The sequence below is a fragment of the Paracoccus caeni genome (assembly GCF_016629665.1).
Classification (GTDB): domain Bacteria; phylum Pseudomonadota; class Alphaproteobacteria; order Rhodobacterales; family Rhodobacteraceae; genus Paracoccus; species Paracoccus caeni.
Genome location: NZ_JAEPRQ010000003.1, coordinates 118635 through 137101 on the forward strand (window position 1 = coordinate 118635; position 18467 = coordinate 137101).

21 protein-coding genes are annotated in these 18467 nt (G+C 63.6%); 12 read left to right on the forward strand and 9 right to left on the reverse strand.

What is annotated here, in order from left to right; genetic code table 11:
- Positions 1-18 precede the first annotated feature (18 nt).
- From ispH to JJJ17_RS10120, 5 genes are read left to right on the forward strand one after another with little or no spacing between them, the layout of a single operon-like run.
- Entirely contained in the window at positions 19-963 is a 945-nt protein-coding gene (gene ispH, locus JJJ17_RS10100) for a 4-hydroxy-3-methylbut-2-enyl diphosphate reductase (RefSeq protein WP_407673351.1), read from the forward strand.
- A gap of 45 nt (positions 964-1008) precedes the next feature.
- Positions 1009-1614 carry a glutathione S-transferase family protein gene (locus JJJ17_RS10105; protein ID WP_200686018.1) on the forward strand — a complete coding sequence of 202 codons (606 nt, stop codon included), beginning with the start codon at positions 1009-1011 and terminating at the stop codon, positions 1612-1614.
- Positions 1611-2213: a LysE family translocator gene (locus JJJ17_RS10110; protein ID WP_200686020.1), complete on the forward strand. Its 603-nt coding sequence runs from the start codon at positions 1611-1613 to the stop codon at positions 2211-2213. Before JJJ17_RS10105 ends, JJJ17_RS10110 begins: the two co-directional genes overlap by 4 nt.
- A complete protein-coding gene (rnhA, locus tag JJJ17_RS10115) occupies positions 2210-2674 on the forward strand; it encodes a ribonuclease HI (RefSeq protein ID WP_200686022.1) in 465 nt (154 codons plus the stop codon). The genes JJJ17_RS10110 and rnhA overlap by 4 nt, the downstream gene beginning before the upstream one ends.
- Positions 2671-3309, forward strand: a complete 639-nt coding sequence (locus tag JJJ17_RS10120; RefSeq protein WP_200686024.1) for a trimeric intracellular cation channel family protein — start codon at positions 2671-2673, stop codon at positions 3307-3309. Before rnhA ends, JJJ17_RS10120 begins: the two co-directional genes overlap by 4 nt.
- 50 nt (positions 3310-3359) lie before the next feature.
- On the opposite strand, the gene JJJ17_RS10125 is transcribed toward JJJ17_RS10120, so the two are convergent.
- Together JJJ17_RS10125 and JJJ17_RS10130 are read right to left on the reverse strand one after the other, a co-directional pair.
- Complete coding sequence (locus JJJ17_RS10125; protein ID WP_200686026.1) at positions 3360-3764, reverse strand: group III truncated hemoglobin; 405 nt, start codon at positions 3762-3764, stop codon at positions 3360-3362.
- Positions 3761-4969, reverse strand: a complete 1209-nt coding sequence (locus tag JJJ17_RS10130; RefSeq protein WP_200686028.1) for an FAD-dependent oxidoreductase — start codon at positions 4967-4969, stop codon at positions 3761-3763. Before JJJ17_RS10130 ends, JJJ17_RS10125 begins: the two co-directional genes overlap by 4 nt.
- A gap of 117 nt (positions 4970-5086) precedes the next feature.
- Between JJJ17_RS10130 and queF the strand changes: the two genes are divergently transcribed.
- On the forward strand, positions 5087-5548 hold the full coding sequence (gene queF / locus JJJ17_RS10135) for a preQ(1) synthase (RefSeq protein ID WP_200686030.1): 462 nt from the start codon (positions 5087-5089) through the stop codon (positions 5546-5548).
- Positions 5549-5584: 36 nt separating this feature from the next.
- Here queF and JJJ17_RS10140 read toward each other — a convergent pair whose 3' ends face one another.
- The 6 genes from JJJ17_RS10140 to JJJ17_RS10165 are packed head-to-tail and all read right to left on the reverse strand — an operon-like array spanning position 5585 to position 11263.
- Positions 5585-6169: a DUF1190 domain-containing protein gene (locus tag JJJ17_RS10140; RefSeq protein WP_200686032.1), complete on the reverse strand. Its 585-nt coding sequence runs from the start codon at positions 6167-6169 to the stop codon at positions 5585-5587.
- A gap of 19 nt (positions 6170-6188) precedes the next feature.
- Complete coding sequence (locus JJJ17_RS10145; protein ID WP_200686034.1) at positions 6189-7415, reverse strand: glutathionylspermidine synthase family protein; 1227 nt, start codon at positions 7413-7415, stop codon at positions 6189-6191.
- 50 nt (positions 7416-7465) lie between these two features.
- On the reverse strand, positions 7466-8620 hold the full coding sequence (nagA, locus tag JJJ17_RS10150) for an N-acetylglucosamine-6-phosphate deacetylase (RefSeq protein ID WP_200686036.1): 1155 nt from the start codon (positions 8618-8620) through the stop codon (positions 7466-7468).
- Positions 8620-9645 (reverse strand): SIS domain-containing protein, encoded by a 1026-nt coding sequence (locus tag JJJ17_RS10155; RefSeq protein WP_200686038.1) that lies wholly within the window; start codon positions 9643-9645, stop codon positions 8620-8622. The genes nagA and JJJ17_RS10155 overlap by 1 nt, the downstream gene beginning before the upstream one ends.
- On the reverse strand, positions 9642-10427 hold the full coding sequence (locus JJJ17_RS10160; protein ID WP_200686040.1) for a GntR family transcriptional regulator: 786 nt from the start codon (positions 10425-10427) through the stop codon (positions 9642-9644). The genes JJJ17_RS10155 and JJJ17_RS10160 overlap by 4 nt, the downstream gene beginning before the upstream one ends.
- Complete coding sequence (locus JJJ17_RS10165; protein ID WP_200686042.1) at positions 10424-11263, reverse strand: BadF/BadG/BcrA/BcrD ATPase family protein; 840 nt, start codon at positions 11261-11263, stop codon at positions 10424-10426. Before JJJ17_RS10165 ends, JJJ17_RS10160 begins: the two co-directional genes overlap by 4 nt.
- Before the next feature lie 150 nt (positions 11264-11413).
- On the opposite strand from JJJ17_RS10165, the gene JJJ17_RS10170 reads away from it, so the two are divergent.
- The 6 genes from JJJ17_RS10170 to JJJ17_RS10195 all read left to right on the forward strand — a co-directional run bounded on the left by JJJ17_RS10170 (position 11414) and on the right by JJJ17_RS10195 (position 17493).
- Complete coding sequence (locus tag JJJ17_RS10170; RefSeq protein ID WP_200686044.1) at positions 11414-12295, forward strand: N-acetylmuramic acid 6-phosphate etherase; 882 nt, start codon at positions 11414-11416, stop codon at positions 12293-12295.
- 63 nt (positions 12296-12358) lie between these two features.
- Entirely contained in the window at positions 12359-13618 is a 1260-nt protein-coding gene (locus JJJ17_RS10175; protein WP_200686046.1) for an ABC transporter substrate-binding protein, read from the forward strand.
- 74 nt (positions 13619-13692) lie between these two features.
- Complete coding sequence (locus JJJ17_RS10180) at positions 13693-14610, forward strand: carbohydrate ABC transporter permease (RefSeq protein WP_200686048.1); 918 nt, start codon at positions 13693-13695, stop codon at positions 14608-14610.
- A gap of 12 nt (positions 14611-14622) precedes the next feature.
- On the forward strand, positions 14623-15459 hold the full coding sequence (locus JJJ17_RS10185) for a carbohydrate ABC transporter permease (protein ID WP_200686049.1): 837 nt from the start codon (positions 14623-14625) through the stop codon (positions 15457-15459).
- Entirely contained in the window at positions 15456-16478 is a 1023-nt protein-coding gene (locus JJJ17_RS10190) for a Gfo/Idh/MocA family protein (RefSeq protein WP_200686050.1), read from the forward strand. The genes JJJ17_RS10185 and JJJ17_RS10190 overlap by 4 nt, the downstream gene beginning before the upstream one ends.
- Positions 16479-16491: 13 nt before the next feature.
- A complete protein-coding gene (locus JJJ17_RS10195) occupies positions 16492-17493 on the forward strand; it encodes an ABC transporter ATP-binding protein (RefSeq protein WP_200686051.1) in 1002 nt (333 codons plus the stop codon).
- Between the two features lie 167 nt (positions 17494-17660).
- On the opposite strand, the gene JJJ17_RS10200 is transcribed toward JJJ17_RS10195, so the two are convergent.
- Positions 17661-18371 carry a TetR/AcrR family transcriptional regulator gene (locus JJJ17_RS10200; protein WP_200686052.1) on the reverse strand — a complete coding sequence of 237 codons (711 nt, stop codon included), beginning with the start codon at positions 18369-18371 and terminating at the stop codon, positions 17661-17663.
- Between the last annotated feature and the right edge of the window lie 96 nt (positions 18372-18467).

Sequence of the window (18467 nt, forward strand, 5' to 3'; positions counted from 1 at the left end):
ACCTGCATGGAACATTCGATGTCGCCCCTGACCCTTTATCTTGCCGCGCCGCGCGGGTTTTGCGCCGGTGTGGACCGCGCGATCAAGATCGTCGAGATGGCGCTGACGAAATGGGGCGCGCCGGTCTATGTCCGGCACGAGATCGTCCATAACAAATATGTCGTTGATTCTCTTCGTGAAAAAGGCGCGATCTTTGTCGAAGAGCTGGACGAATGCCCCGATGACCGCCCGGTGATCTTCTCGGCCCATGGCGTGCCGAAATCGGTCCCGGCCGAGGCGCAGCGGCGCAATATGATCCATGTGGACGCCACCTGTCCGCTGGTCACCAAGGTCCATAACGAAGCTGCGCGGCACCATTCCGACGGTTTGCAGATGGTCATGATCGGCCATGAGGGGCACCCGGAAGTGCTTGGGACCATGGGGCAATTGCCGGATGGCGAGGTGATCCTTGTCGAGACGGTCGAGGATGTGGCGGCGATCCAGCCCCGCGATCCCGAGCGGCTGGCCTTCATCACCCAGACCACCCTGTCGGTCGATGATACCGCGGCGATTGTCGAGGCTTTGAAGCTGCGATTTCCGGCGATCACCGGCCCGGCGCGCGAAGATATCTGCTATGCGACGACCAACCGTCAGGCGGCGGTGAAGGCAGTGGCGCACAAGATCGATGCGTTGCTGGTCATCGGTGCGCCGAATTCCAGCAATTCCAAGCGGTTGGTTGAAGTGGGCAGTGCTGCCGGTTGCGCCTATTCGCAGCTTGTCATGCGGGCCGATCAGATCGACTGGCGCGCGATTGAGGGTGCCCGTGCGGTTGGTGTGACCGCCGGTGCCAGCGCCCCCGAGGTGCTGGTGAACGAGGTGATCGACGCCTTCCGTGCCCGTTATGACGTCACCGTGGAACTGGTTGAGACAGCGCAGGAAAATATCGAATTCAAGGTTCCGCGTGTCTTGCGCGAAAGCGCCTGAACCGCCACTCTCCGCCCTTGCATCTTTTTGGCGGGAAGGACCGTGATGAAGCTTTATTCGATGCCCTCTTCGGGAAACAGCTACAAGGTGCGGTTGCTGCTGGCATTGCTGGGGCGCGACTATGAGATCGTGCATGTCGAGGACGCATCCCCCGCGCTGGCCGAGGCCAAGGCAGAGGGTCGGTTACCCTTCGGCAAGGCTCCGGTGCTGGAGCTTGATGATGGTCGGTTACTGCCGGAATCGAATGCGATCATCTATCATCTGGCCGAGGGCTCGACCTATATCCCGACCGATCCGCTGCAGCGGGCCACGATGCTGAGCTGGCTTTTCTGGGAGCAGAATCAGCATGAAGGCGTGGTCGCGGTGCGTGGGGCGCTGAATTTCTATCCAAGCCGCAAGCATCTGGCGACGCCCGAGCGGATGGCCGATTTGCTGGATCGCGGGCATGCGTTGCTGCAGATCATGGAGGATCGGCTGAAGGGCCACGACTGGCTGGCGGGCGATCAGATGAGCGTCGCGGACATCTCGCTTTACGGCTACACTCACACCGCGGGCGCACGGGGCGGCTTTGACATGGCGCGTTTCCCCGCAATCAATCAATGGCTTGGGCGCATTCAGGCCCTGCCCGGATATGTAAGGATCGATGCATGAGCCTCGACTATCTTCTGACGGTTCTGATCGTCTGCGTCTCACCGGGAATCGGTGTCATCTACACGCTGTCGATGACGCTGGGCGGGGGGATGCGGGCGGGCTTCTGGGCTTCGGTCGGCTGCACCATCGCGACGGTGTTTCACATGATCGTTGCCATGGCCGGGTTGGCGGCCGTGCTGCATACCAGCGCGGTGCTGTTCCAGATCATCAAATTCGCGGGCGTGGCCTATCTGTTGTGGATGGCTTGGGCGGTGCTGAAGGATCGTGGCAGCATGTCGGTTGTTCCGGCGAAACCGGCCACGGCGGGACGGATCGTCTGGCGGGGCATTTTGCTGAATCTTTTGAACCCGAAACTGCCCTTGTTCTTCGTGGCCTTCATTCCGCAATTCATGCCCGCAGGCTCGGGCATGGGGTTGCTGATCGAACTGGGCGCGGTCTTCTCTGGCGTCACCTTCCTGACCTTTATTGGCTACGCGATTCTGGCCGCTTGCGGGCGTGATGCGCTGCTGGCCTCCGAGACGACGATGCGCTGGATGCGACGCGCCTTTGCGGCATCCTTTGCGGCGCTTGGGCTGAAACTGGCGGTGGCGCGGGCGTGACGGAACTGCATGCATGGACCGACGGCGCGTGCAGCGGCAATCCCGGCCCCGGTGGCTGGGGCGTGCTGATGCGGGCGCTGGATGGCGACAAGATCCTGAAAGAGCGTGAGCTTGCCGGCGGTGAGGCCGACACGACCAACAACCGGATGGAACTGATGGCGGCGATTTCGGCGCTGGAGGTGCTGACCCGGCCAAGCCAGATCATCATCACCACCGACAGCGCCTATGTTAAGAACGGCGTGACCCAGTGGATTCACGGCTGGAAGCGGAACGGGTGGCGGACTGCGGACAAGAAGCCGGTCAAGAATGTCGAATTGTGGCAGCGTCTGGACGAGGCGCAGAAGCGGCATCAGGTCGAATGGCGCTGGATCAAGGGCCATGCCGGCCATGCCGAGAATGAGCGTGCGGATGAATTGGCGCGGGCCGGGATGGCCCCGTTCAAGGAAGCCGCTGCGACATGAACCTGACCGCGATCCTGCCGGTTCTGGATTATGGATCGGTGCTGATCTTCGCGCTGACCGGCGCGCTGGTTGCCAGCCGCGCCCAGCTTGATCCGGTAGGGTTCATCTTTATGGCGGCGCTGACAGCTGTTGGCGGCGGCACCTTGCGCGATCTTCTGCTGGGGCGGGAATTCGTTTTCTGGGTGGCGCGACCGTCCTATGTGCTGATGGCGGCGGCGGCGGCCTTGCTGGTCTTCTGGACGGCGCATCTGTTCGAAAGCCGATATAAATGGCTGGTCTGGCTGGATAGTGTGGCGCTGTCGGTTGCGGTTGCGGCGGGCGCTGGTGTGGCGATGGATGGCGGCTTTGGGCCGGTGATCATCATCATCATGGGTGTCGTGACCGGGACATTCGGCGGGTTGATGCGCGATGTCGTCGGCAATGAGGTGCCGCTGGTTCTGAAGCAGGGCGAGCTTTACCTGACGGCGGCCTTTGGCGGGGCGACGGCGGCGGTTCTGCTGGATATCTGCGGGTTCGAGCGGGTCGTCGCGTTGATCTGCGGCGGGATTGTCGTCTGGACCCTGCGGGCGGGCAGTTTGTGGTGGGGCTGGAAGCTGCCGGTTTACAAGCCTCGCCCGCCACGCAACCGGGGATAGCCGGGGCGCTTCGCCCCCGGACCCCCGAGGATATTTCTTTGAAGAAGAAGCTATCGGAGTGAGGGCGGCGCGCCGGTCGGGCGTGTGTCCTCTTCCACGCCGAGGCGTAGGCCGCGTCCGATGCGATGGGCAAGCGCGGACCAGCTTGCGGCCTGATGTTCCGGCAGCGATTTGGTCAGGGTGTCATCGAACAGCGCCAGCCAATGCGCGAAATGTTCGGGTTTCACATCGCCTGCGGCACGGTGGACCTGCATCGGATTGCCGTCATAGGCGGGCTGGCCAAGGATCGCCTTGCGCCAGAAGCGGGCGATCTTGGCCTCGTGTTCTGGCCAGTCGGTGACATGGTTGGCAAAGACCGGGCCAAGGATGTCGTGGCGGCGGATGCGGGCGTAGAAGGTCGCGACGATCCGGTCGATCTGGTCTTCGGTGATGGGGAAGCGGGGCGGCAGGGTCATGCAGCCTCCGGCAGCAGTTCGGGGCGGGGATCGGGGAAATGCTCGCCCGCGATCGGTGGCAGCAGCGTGCCCGCGACCAGATGGGTCAGGATCTGGCGAATGCCCGGCAGTCGCGCAGTGGGGGCCAGCAGGTGATCGCGCAGCAGCGGCAGGGCGCGGCTGTGCGACTGATACATCGGGGTGAAGGCCGCGCTCATCATCTGGTAGCTGCGGATATGCCAGCGGCGCATCTGGGCATAGGCGGGCAAAGCCTCGTGCAGCGGTTGGCGCAGGGCCAGCGCGAGGGCGCAGGCGTCAAGCAGCGCCATATTCGCCCCCTGACCAAGTTGCGGGCTGGCGCGGTGGGCCGCGTCGCCGATATGGACCAGCGCCTCGGCATAGGGGCGGCGGAGGGTGCCGTGGGTATAGGTGGCCGGGGTCAGCGCCCCACGCGCGAGATTGGCGAGGAAGGGGCGGGTTTCGGGCCAGAAGGCCATCACCTGATCGCGCCACGCATCGAAGGGACGGTCCGACCAGTCGGGAATGCTTTTGGCGGGCAGCGACCAGAAGACAGCCGCCATCGGGGTCGGGTCGTCGGGCAGGTGGCCGATGGGCAGAATGCCCGCCATGTGGTCTGCGCGGCGGTAGCATTGGCGCAACTCGGTCCGCGGAAGGTTGGTGGCGTCGGGCCAAGGCACGCTGGCCCAGAGCGCACCGAAGTTAAGCGGGCGGGCCTTCAGCGGCGATAGTGGTGAGCGACTGCCCGAGGCGTCTATGATCAGATCGAACGGGCCTTCGCGGCGGCCATCCTTCAGGTGCAGCATCCGTTTCGCGCCGGTCAGAGGCGCATCGGTGATGATGGCAGAGGTGATGACCGGGATCGCCTTGGCCGCGACCTGTTGCCAGAGCAGATCGAACAGGCTGGATCTGTGAAAGGCGCGGCCCGGCGCACCAGCGGGGTAAGAGACATCAAGGATGCGGCGGCCGGATTTCGCCTCGTGACCCAGCATGTGTTGGACGGGTGAGGACAGTGCCCGCGCCTGTTCGCCCGCGCCCAGGATGTCCAGAACCGCAAGCCCGACCGGCTGGATCACCAGTCCGGAGCCGACCGGACGGGGGTGGTCGAAGCGTTCGAACAGCACCGGGCGGTGGCCTTCGCCTGCGCAGAGAATGGCTGCGGCGAGACCGCCGATCCCTGCTCCGACGATGGCGATGTCCTTGGTCATGTTCACTTCCTGCGACAGGCGGCGCGGGGACGCAAGCCGACAGTTTGACGCTGGCGGGGCGGGCTGCTATCCGCGCGGCTCCGGTCGCAGCCCACCCGGTCAAAACAGGAGCATCAGATGAGCCATTATACCGACGCGCTGACCCAGCTTGGCGCAAAGATCGATCTGCCGGACAGTCCCGAACAGGCCGTGCTGGAACGGGTGCCGAACCCGCAGCCGGGCGAGGCTTATGTCGTCCGCTTCACGCAGCCCGAATTCACCAGCCTGTGCCCGATCACCGGCCAGCCCGATTTCGCGCATCTGGTCATCGATTATGTGCCGGATGAGTGGCTGGTCGAGTCAAAGTCGCTGAAACTATATCTGGGCAGTTTCCGCAATCACGGTGCGTTCCACGAGGATTGTACCGTCGGGATCGGCAAGCGGCTGGTGCAGTTGCTGGCGCCGCAATGGCTGCGGATCGGCGGATACTGGTATCCGCGGGGTGGCATGCCGATCGACGTGTTCTGGCAGAGCGGGGCCGTGCCTGCCGGGCTTTGGCTGCCCGATCAGGGCGTGCCGGGGTATCGCGGGCGGGGGTAGCTGCGGCGGTCATTGGCCCGACCGCAGACCCGTTTCTTATCCGCCGAAGCTGCGTGATCCGCCGCTATTGCCGAAGCCCCCGCGCGATGTGGCGGTTGCCCGTGACATCGGCGGCTGGCCTGCGGTTGCGGTGGGGCGGGTGAATTGCTGGCTGCTCATCGCGCCGCGTCCGCTGTTCGAGTTGAAGGTGCTGGTCCGCGCCGCGTTGGTGTAGCCGCCCTGACCGTTGCTATACATCGGCTGCGATGCCGCCATGCCGCGCCCGGCGCCGCCCAGCATGCTACCGATCAGATAGCCCGCCAGCAGCGGCATGAAGATGCTGCCCGACCCGCCATTCGACACCTGCTCCTGTTCCGAGCCGCAATTGCCGGCGCCGTGCTGTTCCTCGCAGACGGCAAGGCTGTCATAGCGGGGGGCGGATTCGACATGCAGTTGCTCGGCCTCGGTGAAGGCCTGTTGGCACTGATCGGCTGTGATCAGTCCACCATCGGTCGCGGCGGCCTGACATGCGGCCAGATCGGGATAGGCCTGCGCCTCGACCTGTTCGTCGCGGCAACCGGCGATGGCGAAGGATGCGGCGCCAAGAATGGTCAGCGCGACGGTTCTGGAGCGTTTTCTCATGATTCCTCCTCGGCCTTTATTATTCCGTAATGAAATGGGGTTTGAAACGCGAAAGATCCTGGGTGATGCGCGAGCGATCCTCGCGCAGGCCCATGCCGACGCAGGTGCGGCCAACGATCCAAGCGCCGATCACCGGGCGGAAGCCGCCGAAATCGGGCAGGGGGGCATAGGCCTGAACGATGCGGGGATGCTGGTCATAGTCGGTATTGGGCGAGGCCTCGGTGACATCGCCATTCTCGACAATGCTGACCGAGGCGCCTTCGCGCGAAAAGATCGGTTTCACCACATGGCCCGCCCGCAGCAGATCGGCCGAGCGGGCATAGGCGTCGGCCACGGCGGGCACCGGCTTGCCGCCCGCGACCAGCGCGTCGGCCACGTCGTCGGCGAAGAAGGCAGGCAGCAAGTTCGGATGACCCTCGAACATCTGCCACAGGATCGGCAGGATGCCCTTGTTCGACAACAAAGCCTTCCATGCCGGTTCAAGGAACATCGCGCCTGACCCTGCAATATTGCGGGCGAAATCCTCGTTCAGCAGGTCTTCCCAGGGATAGAGCTTGAACAGCGTGCCGATTACCCGGTCGTCGCTGTCCACGAATTGACCGTCCTTGCTGATGCCGATCTTGTCGAGATCGGTGTAATGCGCGCCCATCCCGGCCTCGCGGGCGGCCCAGCCCATCGCCTCGACGGTGGCATAGTCTTCCGGGTTGTCGGCGATGGCGGTGAAATGCAGCTCGGTGTTCTTCGGGAACAATTCACGGAAGCGTTCGACCAGCGCCTCGTGAATGCCGTTGAACTGATCCGCGCCTTCGGGCAGGACGCCTGCCTCTAGCTGATCCTCCAGCCACTGCCACTGAAAGGACGCGCTTTCGTATAGCGAGGTCGGCGTGTCGGCATTGTATTCCAGCAGTTTCGCCGGGCCGTTGCCGTCATAGGCCAGATCGAAGCGGCCATAGATTTCCGGCTCGTTCCGCCGCCAGCTATCGGCGACCAGATCCCAATGCGCCTCGGGGATGCCCAGTTTGCCCATCAGCATCTCATTGCCGACGATTTCCTGCACCGCATCCCGGCACATGGCGTGCAGATCGGTCGAGGGATCCTCGATATCCTCTTCGATCTCACGCAGCGAGAAGCGATAGGCCGAGGTTTCGTCCCAGTAAGGCTCACCATGCATATCGGCGAAGGTGAAGCCTACTTCCTTGGCGGTGTCGCGCCAGTCGGGGCGCTCGGGCAGGTCGATCTTTTCCATGCCCGATTTCCTAGCGGTATTCTGCGGGCCGGACCAGAGCTTTCGCGGGATCAGAGCGCGGCATTCTGCTGCAAAGCAGGCTGCCATTCGTCATATTGCCAGACCGATTGCAGCGTTAGCCGATCGTCCAGCAATATCATGTCGGCATGGCGTCCGGGGATGATATGGCCGTAGCGGTCATCAAGGCCGATGGCGCGGGCCGGTTCGCTGGTCGCCATGGCAAGCGCGCGTTCGGCCGGGATACCAACTTCGCCAACCAGAACCTGAAGCGCGCGGTCAAGCCGCAGGTCGGCCCCGGCAAGGGTGCCGTCGGCCAGTGTCAGCCTGCCGTTCTGGCGATACATCAACCGGCCATTCAGCGGCATTTCGGTTAGATCGGTCCCGGCGAAGGCCATGCAATCGCTGACAAGGAACACCCCCTCGGACCGTGCCGAAAGGGCAATGCGCATGGCGGCGGGGTGGACATGGACTGCATCGGCGATCAGCCCGATGGCGCGGGATTCGGTCAGGGCCGCGCCGACCAGACCGGGCTGACGGTGGCCCATCTGGCTCATGGCGTTGAAGAGATGCGTGGTGCAGCCTGCACCCGCGGCATAGGCCGCGCTGGCCGTGTCAAAATCGCAATCGCTGTGACCAAGGCTGACCACCGCACCAGCCCCGACAAGCGTGGCGATCTGTTCCGGGGTCGCGGCCTCTGGTGCAAGCGTCACCATCAGAACGGGCAGGGCGCGGGCGGCATCGCAGAGAAGATCCAGATCCTCGGATGTCATCGGGCGCAGCACGGCGGGGTCATGGGCACCATGCCGGCGAGGGTCCAGATGCGGCCCTTCGAGATGTAGTCCCAGAAAGCCCGGCACGCCGGTCCATGCCGCCGCATAGGCGGCGGCGATGACCTGTCGTGTCGCCTCGGGCGTGTCGCTGATCAGCGTCGGCAGGATGCCCGCACAGCCAAGCCGCAGATGCGTGGCGCAGATATGGCGAAGGGCGTGCAGATCGGTCGCGCCGTCCACCATCACGCCGCCGCCACCATTCACCTGCAGATCGACAAAGCCCGGTGCGATGATCCCTTCCACCCGTTGCGACCCGGCAGGGGCGCTGTCGGCGGGGATGATGGACCGGATCACGCCGTCTTCGATCACCAGCGCATGACCAGAGATCAATCTCTGGCCATCGAAAATTCGGGCGCCGGTCAGGATCTGGGGCATCAGCGCGTCTCCGTCACCTTGCGCAGATGCGGGGGCGTGTCCGGGTCAAAGCCGCGTCTTCGGGCCAGCCCCTCGACGCAGGCATAATAGCTGACGATCAGGGATAGCGGTGCCAGCAGCGGATGCAGGCCGGGAACCGAGGGCAGGATGGTCGCGCCGGGAACGTCAGCTCCGGTCACGAAGACATCGGCCCCCTGATCTGCCAGACGGCTGGCCGTCGCCGCAAGCTGCGGAAGCGCCGCATCATCGACGCCAAGCGCCAGAACTGGAAAGCTGGACTGGACGATGGCAGCGGGGCCGTGAAGGACTTCGGCGGCGCTATAGGCCTCGGCATGGATGCCCGATGTCTCTTTCATCTTCAGTGCCGCCTCATTTGCAATCGCAAAACCGGGACCGCGCCCCAGAACAAAAGCATGCTGCGCGCGTGCAAGCCGGGCGGCCAGCGGCGTCCAGTCAAGCGACACCGCCTGTTGCAGCGCATCCGGCAGGGCTGCGATGGAATCGCGCAGTGATTCATCGTCGCTCCATTCGGCCAGCAAAGCCAGCCCCGCAAGCACGGATGCGACGAAAGTCTTGGTCGCCGCCACGCTTTTCTCTTCCCCCGCCTGCAGGGGCAGGCAATGGGCCGAGGCCAGCGCCATCGGGCTGTCGGCGTGGTTGGTGATGGCGATGGACAAGGCGCCGCTATCGGTGCTGGCCTGCATCATCTCGACGATGTCGGGGCTGCGGCCTGATTGGGAAATGCCGATGCAGGCCCCCCCGGCCAGCCGAAGCGGGCGTTTGTAGATCGAGGCGATGGATGGCCCGACCGAAGCGACCGGAATGCCGGTCTGCAATTCGATCGCATATTTCAGATAGGCTGCGGCATGGTCGGATGAGCCGCGCGCGACCGTGGCGATCACGCCCGGATCGGTCTGGCGAAGCGCTGCCGCCGCCGCGCCAAGAACGCCCTGCGAATCGGCCAGAAAGCGGGCCACGACCTGCGGGATTTCGGCCACTTCGCGGGCCATGTGGCTTTGTGTCATGCGATATTCCTTTCGGCCTCGCCCTGATCGGGACCGGGGGCCAGTTTCAGCTCGACGGCGAAGTCATAGGCATCGCCGCGATAGATGGACCGGGTGAACTCGACCACCTGTCCGGTGCCGAGATAAGACATGCGTTCGATCCGCAACGCCGCGACCGCCGCCCCGACGCCCAGCAATTCGGCGTCCTTGGCATTCGGATTGGTCGCCGAAATCCGTTGAACCGCCCGGACCGGGCGCAATCCCCGCGCCTCCAGCACCCCGTAAAGCGAGGTTTCGACCACCTCGGGGTCCGGCAGGATCGCAGAGGGCAGCGAGGCGCGTTCGATTGCCAGCGGCACACCGTCGGAGCTGCGCACCCGTTCAAGCCGCGCGACACGGTCGCCCGCGCCAAGGCCAAGCGCCATCACCTCTTCCGGGGCAGGGGCGTGCAATCCGCGCGCCAGCCAGCGGCTTTCGACCTGCCGACCACGCCGGGCCATATCCTCGGTGAACGAGGTCAGCAGCGACAGCGCCTGTTCCAGCCGCTCTACCTTTGGCGCAACGAAGGTGCCGGAGCCACGCCGCTGCACCAGTTGACCCGAGGCGACCAGCGCCTCGATCCCCTTGCGGATGGTGACCCGCGACAGGCCGGTCTGGGCGGCCATCTCACGCTCTGGCGGCAGGCTGTCGCCGGGTTTCAGGCGGCCCGAGATGATCGCCTCGGCGATGCGGCGGTGCAGTTGCAGATAAAGCGGACCGCCGCTGGCATCGTTGAAATCGGTGGCCTTGAACAACTCGCTCATGCGGCACCTGCCATCTGGCGGGCCATGAGCAAGGCCCCATCGACGCCATCGCCGCGTGCCTGCTGCACCGGCCATGGACCGCGCAGCCGGGCCGCATAGGACGCGCCCAGACCGCCGACGAAGACAACCGGCAGGCTGTCCCCGTCCTGCAGAACGGTCAGGATGTGGCGGACCTTATCCACCGCCTTGTCCAGGATGCGGCGCGCGGCCTCATCCTCGGAATTGACGATCCGTGGCGCGAGTTCGCCGAATTTTGCGGGGCTGGCATGGTTGCCGAAAGAGATGATCCCCTCGGCACCGCCAAATTCATCAAGCAGGCTTTGCAGCAGGGGCGTCATCGGCAGGAAACCATCCCCTGCCCGCATCGCATCGGCCAGCAGTGCCCGGCCCATGACCGCGCCGCTGCCTTCATCCCCCATCAGAAAGCCGCGCCCGCCGACCTGCCGGACATGGCCCGCACGCTGGACGGCAAAGACCGAGCCGGTTCCAAGCGCCGCGAGAATGCCGTCATCAGGGCCAAGCGCGCCGCGCGTGGCGGTAATGGCGTCGTTCACGATCTGGGATTTCGCGAAGGGCAGCAGGTCAGACAGACGCTGCGTCGCCGCCTTGATTGTGCCCCCGGCAAGTCCCAGTGTCGCGATCAGATCGCGAGGGTCGGCACCGCTATTGGCAAGCGCCTCGGTCGTGGCGGCAAGGATGTTGGCGGCGGCGGTATCGACATTGGTGTTGATATTGGCAGGCCCGCCATGGCCGCGACCGATCACGCGGCCATCGGCATCGGCCAAAGCCGCCCTGCACCCCGTGCCGCCACCATCGATTCCCAGAAAAAGCACCATTACGATCTCCTTGCTGACAAGATACCAAAGCAATACCAAATGAAAAGTCGAAAGTGAGTTTGCCTGCAAAATAGGCTATTTGGACCATTTTCGTTAACACTCTTTACAATTGGTATTGATTTGGCATTATCGGATCAAGTGAGGAATCAGATGCCCGAACCAAGGACAGAATCGCGACATCCCGAAGCCGAGGGGCTGCATCTGCGGTCCGCGGACCGGGTTTTGTCGGCTTTGCTGGACGCCCAGATCGGCGCGCTTGCCGCCCTGCATCCGGCCTTGCCCGCGATCGAGATGGCTGCCGAGGCCGCGGCTGCAGCTTTGCGTGCGGGCGGACGAATGGGTTATGCGGGGGCCGGAAGCTCTGGCCTGATGGCGCTGGCGGATTGCCTTGAACTGGCAGGCACGTTCGGACTGGCCCCGGCACAGACGCCGATGATGTTCGCAGGCGGCGCTGATGCGCTGCTGCATATGAAAGGCGCGGCAGAGGATGACGCCCGTCTTGCCATCGCCGATCTGGACGCCTCGGGTCTGCAATCGGGTGATGTGGTGCTGGTGCTGGCGGCGTCGGGGCGCACGCCCTATGCGCTGACCATTGCTGAACAGGCGCGGGCGCGGGGTGTGACCGTCGTTGGCTTCGCGAATGTGCCGGGGGCACCGCTGCTGGAAGCGGTCGATATTCCCGTCTTGCTGGATACGGGACCGGAGATGGTCGCCGGATCCACGAGGATGGGGGCGGCGACCGCGCAGAAAGTGGCGCTCAACATGCTGTCGGTGCTGGTCGGTATCCGGCTTGGGCATGTGCATGATGGCTACATGGTCAATCTGACCGCTGACAATGCAAAGCTGGTCGAGCGCGCCGCGCGGATCGTCGGCGATGTCGCTTCGGTGCCGCTGGCGGTGGCCGAGGCGGCGCTTGCGGCAACGCAAGGCGCGGTGAAGACGGCGATTCTGGTGGCACAGGGCGTGGAGCCCGACGCCGCCCGCGACGCGCTGACGCGCAGCGAAGGACATCTGCAACCACTTCTGAAATGATCGGAAGCAAAACTTTTTGGCAACGAAGGGCCGGAGAACAGGCCCAATATCAGGGAGAATGACATGACCGGAAAACTACGATTGGCCCTTCTGGCCAGCACCATGCTGGCGGGCACCGCCGCCGCGCAAGACGTGACGCTGACCGTCGAAAGCTGGCGTAACGATGACCTGCAAATCTGGCAGGACACGATCATCCCGGCGTTCGAGGCCGCCAATCCCGGCATCAAGATCAATTTCGCGCCGACCGCGCCTGCGGAATATAATGCCGTGCTGAATTCCAAGCTGGATGCAGGCTCGGCGGGCGATCTGATCACCTGCCGCCCCTTCGATGCCTCGTTGGAGCTGTTCAACAAGGGCCAGCTTGCCGATCTGACCGATCTGGCGTCGATGGCCAATTTCTCGGATGTGGCGAAATCGGCGTGGCAGACGGATGACGGCAGCGCGACTTTCTGCGTCCCGATGGCCTCGGTCATCCACGGGTTCCTGTATAACAAGAACGCCTTCGAGGAACTGGGGCTGGAGCCGCCGAAAACCGTCGATCAATTCTATGCCGTGCTGGACGCGATCAAGGAAGACGGCACCTATATCCCGATGGCCATGGGCACCCCGGATCAATGGGAAGCCGCCACGATGGGTTACCAGAATATCGGGCCGACCTATTGGAAGGGCGAAGAGGGCCGCAAGGCGCTGATCGACGGCAGCCAGAAGCTGACCGATGATGCCTGGGTCGAACCGTTCCGGCAGCTTGCCCGCTGGAAGGATTATCTGGGCGACGGCTTCGAGGCGCAGACCTATCCCGACAGCCAGAACCTGTTCACGCTGGGCCGCGCCGCGATCTATCCGACCGGCTCGTGGGAGATCGGCGTGTTCGAGCCGCAGATCGAAGGCGCCTTCGAGATGGGAGCTTTCGCTCCGCCCGTCGCGGCAGAGGGTGACACCTGCTATATCAGCGACCATACCGATATCGCACTGGGTCTGAACGCGGCATCGCCGAATGCGGATGCGGCCCGGACCTTCCTTGAATGGGTCGGCTCGGACGAATTCGCCTCGCTTTACGCCAATGCCTTGCCGGGCTTCTTCTCGATGAATTCGAATCCGGTCGAGATGCAGAACCCGGTGGCACAGGAATTCGTAAGCTGGCGCGAAAACTGCGAGCCGACGATCCGTTCCACCTATCAGATCCTGTCGCGCGGCACGCCGAACCTTGAGAACGAGACCTGGAATGCCAGCGCCAACGTGATCAACGGCACCGAGACCCCGGAAGCGGCCGCAGAACGGCTGCAAGAAGGTCTGGCCTCGTGGTACGAGCCGCAGAAGAACTGATCCGGCTCTCAGGCGGGGGCAGCTTTGCCCCCGCACCCCCAGACGGTATTTAAGCAACGAAGAAGGGGCGCGGCATGGCGCAGCGGAAGGCCTTTCGATGGCATATCGTGGTATTTCTGGCACCTGCTGTGCTGGTCTATACGGCGATCATGATCATCCCCCTGATTGGGACGCTGAACCTGTCGCTGTTCGGCAAGGCCGAGGGTGGCCGGGTATTCGTCGGTCTGGCGAATTTCGCGACCCTTTTCGGCGATCCGCGCTGGTCAACGGCGTTCTGGAACGCGCTTGCCAATAATGCCTGGTTCTTTCTGATCCACATGCTGGTGCAAAACCCGGTCGGGATCATGTTGGCGGCCTTGCTGTCATCGCCAAGGTTGCGGATGGCGGCGTTCTATCGCACCGCGATCTTCATCCCCACCATTCTGTCCTTCGTGATCGTCGGCTTTGTCTGGAAGCTGATCCTGTCTCCGATCTGGGGCATTGCGCCCGGCATGCTGGATGCGGTCGGCCTGAAAAGCCTGTTCGCCCCTTGGCTGGGGCGGGAAGGGACGGCGCTGACGACGCTGGCGCTGGTCTCGGTCTGGCAGTTCGTGGGGATCCCGATGATGCTGATCTATGCCGCGCTGCTGTCGATCCCCGATGAGGTGATCGAAGCGGCAGAGATCGACGGCGTGACCGGCTGGTCGCAGTTCTGGAAGATCAAGCTGCCGCTGATCCTGCCCTCGATCGGCATCATCTCGGTTCTGACCTTCGTGGCCAATTTCAACGCCTTTGACCTGATCTATGTCAGTCAGGGGGCCTTGGCCGGGCCGAATTTCGCGACCGATATTCTGGGGACGTTCCTTTACCGGACCTTCTTCGGGTTCCAGTTGCAGCTTGGCGATCCGCATATGGGGGCGACCATCGCCACCGCCATGTTCGGGATCATCCTTGTGGGCGTCTGCATCTATCTGTTCGCCATCCAGACGCGGCTGCGCCGCTATCAGTTCTGAGGAGCGTAAGATATGAGCGCCCGCAGTTCCCTTCCCCGCAGCGTTGCCGCCCACGGCATCCTGATCCTTTATACCCTGATCGCGCTGTTCCCGGTTTTCGTGATCGTCGTGAACAGCTTCAAATCGCGCCGCGCGATCTTTAACGAGCCGCTGGCCCTGCCGACCCGGGAAACCTTTGATCTGATCGGGTTTCAGACCGTGCTGTCGCAGGGGGATTTCTTCCAGTATTTCCTGAACTCGATGACGGTGACAGTGTTCAGCCTGTTCTTTGTCCTGCTGTTCGGGGCGATGGCGGCCTTTGCGCTGTCGGAATACCGCTTCCGGGGCAATACGCTGACCGGGCTTTATCTGGCGCTTGGGATCATGATCCCGATCCGGTTGGGCACCGTTGCCATCCTGCAATTGATGGTGGCGACCGGGCTGGTCAATACGCTGACCGCGCTGGTGCTGGTCTATACCGCGCAGGGCCTGCCGCTGGCGATCTTCATCTTGTCCGAATTCATGCGCGGCGTCTCGGACGATCTGAAGAATGCCGGGCGGATCGACGGGCTGTCCGAATATCGCATCTTCTTCCGTCTGGTGTTGCCGCTGGTCCGCCCGGCGATGGCGACGGTTGCCGTCTTCACCATGATCCCGATCTGGAACGATCTGTGGTTCCCGCTGATCCTTGCGCCATCCGAGGCGACCAAGACCATCACCCTGGGCAGTCAGGTGTTTATCGGGCAATTCGTCACCAACTGGAACGCGGTCCTTGCGGCGCTGAGCCTGGCCATCGTGCCGGTGCTGGTGCTGTATCTGATCTTCTCGCGCCAGTTGATCCGTGGCATCACCGCAGGAGCCGTGAAATGATCCGCGTCCTTGTCGCCGGGCTGGGCAATATGGGGCTAAGCCATGCGCTGGCCTATCACGCCGACCCGGCATTCCAGATCGTCGGGCTGGTCAATCGCAGCACGCCTGACCTGCCGGAAGCGCTGCGGGACTATCCGCTGAGCCACGATTATGCCGAGGCGCTGGAGCGGCTGAAACCCGATCTGGTCTGCATCGCCACCTATTCCGACAGCCATGCCGATTATGCAGTGGCGGCGATGCAGGCGGGGGCGCATGTCTTTGTCGAAAAGCCGCTGGCGACCAATGTGGCCGATGCGCAGCGGGTGATGGATTGTGCGGTGGAGACAGGGCGCAAGCTGGTCGTGGGTTATATCCTGCGGCATCATCCAAGCTGGCAACGCCTGATTGCCGAGGCGCGGGGCTTGGGCGGGCCATATGTGTTCCGGCTGAACCTGAACCAGCAATCCAGTGGCCCGACATGGGAGGTGCATAAGGCGCTGATGCGGACCACCTCGCCCATCGTCGATTGCGGGGTGCATTACGTCGATGTCATGTGCCAGATCACCGATGCCGCCCCGGTCGAGGTGCGCGGGATGGGCCTGCGGCTCAGCGATGAGATTGCGCCGGATATGTATAATTACGGGCAATTTCAGGTGCTTTTCGCCGATGGATCGGTCGGCTGGTACGAGGCCGGCTGGGGTCCGATGATGTCGGATACCGCCTTCTTCGTGAAGGATGTGGTCAGCCCGAATGGCGCGGTGTCGATCCGTATGCCCGAAGGTGTGCGCTCGGACGATGTGGATGCGCATACGATGACCTCGACCTTGCGTATTCACCGTGTCGGGCAGGGAGACGAGGATCTGTCGATGGCGGGTGAGCCGGGGCATCAGCAGCTTTGCGATGCCGAGGCGGCCTTTGTGGCAAAAGCCATCGCCGAGGATCAGGATCTGACCCGTCACATGCAGGATGCCGTTCGCTCGCTTGCCGTCTGCCTTGCCGCCGACGAAAGCGTCCGGACCGGCGTTGCAATCAAACTTTGAAGGAGGCGGCGACGTGTCAGCCCTGACTTTGTCCAATGTTACCAAATCCTTCGGCAAGACCGAAGTGATCGCCGGTGTCGATCTGAACGTCGAGCCGGGTGAGTTCTGCGTTTTCGTCGGGCCTTCCGGCTGCGGGAAATCGACGCTTTTGCGGATGATCGCCGGGCTGGAGGATGTCACCTCGGGCGATGTCACGATCGGGGGGAACCGCGTGAACGACGTGGCCCCGGCCAAGCGCGAAATTGCCATGGTTTTCCAAAGCTATGCGCTTTATCCGCATCTGACAGTGCGCGACAATATGGGGTTGGCGCTGAAGCAGGCGGGTGCCTCGAAAGCCGAGATATCGGGCGCGACCGAGAAGGCGTCGGGGATGCTGGGATTGCAGCCGCTGCTGGAGCGGCGACCGGCAGAGTTGTCGGGCGGTCAGCGGCAGCGCGTCGCCATCGGGCGGGCCATTGTGCGGCGACCGAAGCTGTTCCTGTTTGACGAGCCGTTGTCCAACCTTGATGCCGCCCTGCGTGTCGCGACCCGGATCGAGATCGCGCGGCTGCACCGCGAACTGGGCGCGACGATGATCTATGTGACACATGATCAGGTGGAGGCGATGACGCTTGCCGACAAGATCGTGGTGCTGCGGGCCGGGCGGGTCGAGCAGGTGGGGCGGCCGATGGATCTGTATAACGATCCGGCGAATACCTTTGTGGCGGGCTTTATCGGCAGTCCGCAGATGAATTTCCTGAAATCGGCGCCGCTTGGGATGTCCTCGGCGCAGATGGGAATCCGGCCCGAGCATGTGGCGATTTCGGCTGAGGCGGGGCAGATCGCCGGGCGCATCAGCCATGTCGAAAAGCTGGGCGGCGAGACGCTGGTTTATGCGCTGACCGAGGATCACGGGCTGCTGACCGTGCGACTGTTTGGCGAGCATGATTATGCGGTGGACAGCGCCGTCTGGCTGACCCCGGATGCGGCGCGGGCGTTTCATTTCGACGCGGACGGGGCGCGAATCCGGGGCTGAGGCAACGGGCTGCGGGCGTTGCAATCGGTATTTGCGCAACGAAGAAGCGGCGATGCGGGATCTTCAGCAAATGCTGGGGATTTCGCTGCACTGGGCGTACACCGTATAGGCACAGCCTGTGCACAGGGCGTACACAGCTTGCGCACGGTGGGCGTTGCGCGGGGTCTTTAGGACGATGATCCGGCGGCGATGCGGTCGAGAATTTCGGAAAGTAACAGGCGCTCGCCCTCGCTGAGCCCGTTGATCGCGGGAAGGCGGGCGCGCAGGGCCATGGCGGCACCTTTTTCACCGTGATCCGCGCCTTCGGGGGCGTCGCCGCTGATCGCTGCGATGATTGCCTCGCGCGCGGCATCGGCAAGCGACAGGTCGCGCCGGTCAGCTGGCTGACGCAAAAGCGTCAGGATGGTGCCGGTCGCGGCGGAGTGGATCAGATCCAGTGCCCTCTCCTCGGGCAGGCGCAGGCGGCCCGCAGTCGCCAACGCGCGCAGCTTTGCACGCAATGCATCGATGCCGCGCCTGCTGGCCGGTGAGGTAGGGCCGCTGCGCAGCGCGATCACCATGAAGATGCCCGGATTTGCAAGCGCGAAGGCCAGATGCTCGTCCCAACCGGAACGCAGATCGGCAATCGGATCCGCGTCGGGCAGGCGCTGGCCTTTCTGGGCCACGTAATCGGCCATCACCTGTTCGGCCACCGCGTCCAGCAGCCCGTCCTTGTCACCAAAGAGGCGATAGATCGTCGGAGCCTGCACCCCGGCGGCGGTCGCGACGGCACGGGTCGTGGCTGCCTCGATCCCGCCCGAAGCGATCAGGTCGCGGGCGGCGGCGATGATCCGGGCCTGTTGTGGTTGCAGGTCGTCAACGGGTTCTGGCTGGTCCATGGCCTCTGCTTAGCGCGGTTCTGTTATCGATGATAGCACAATCTTGCTATCGATGAAAATCGATGTTAACAACGATTCGTTTCCAATGATAACCAA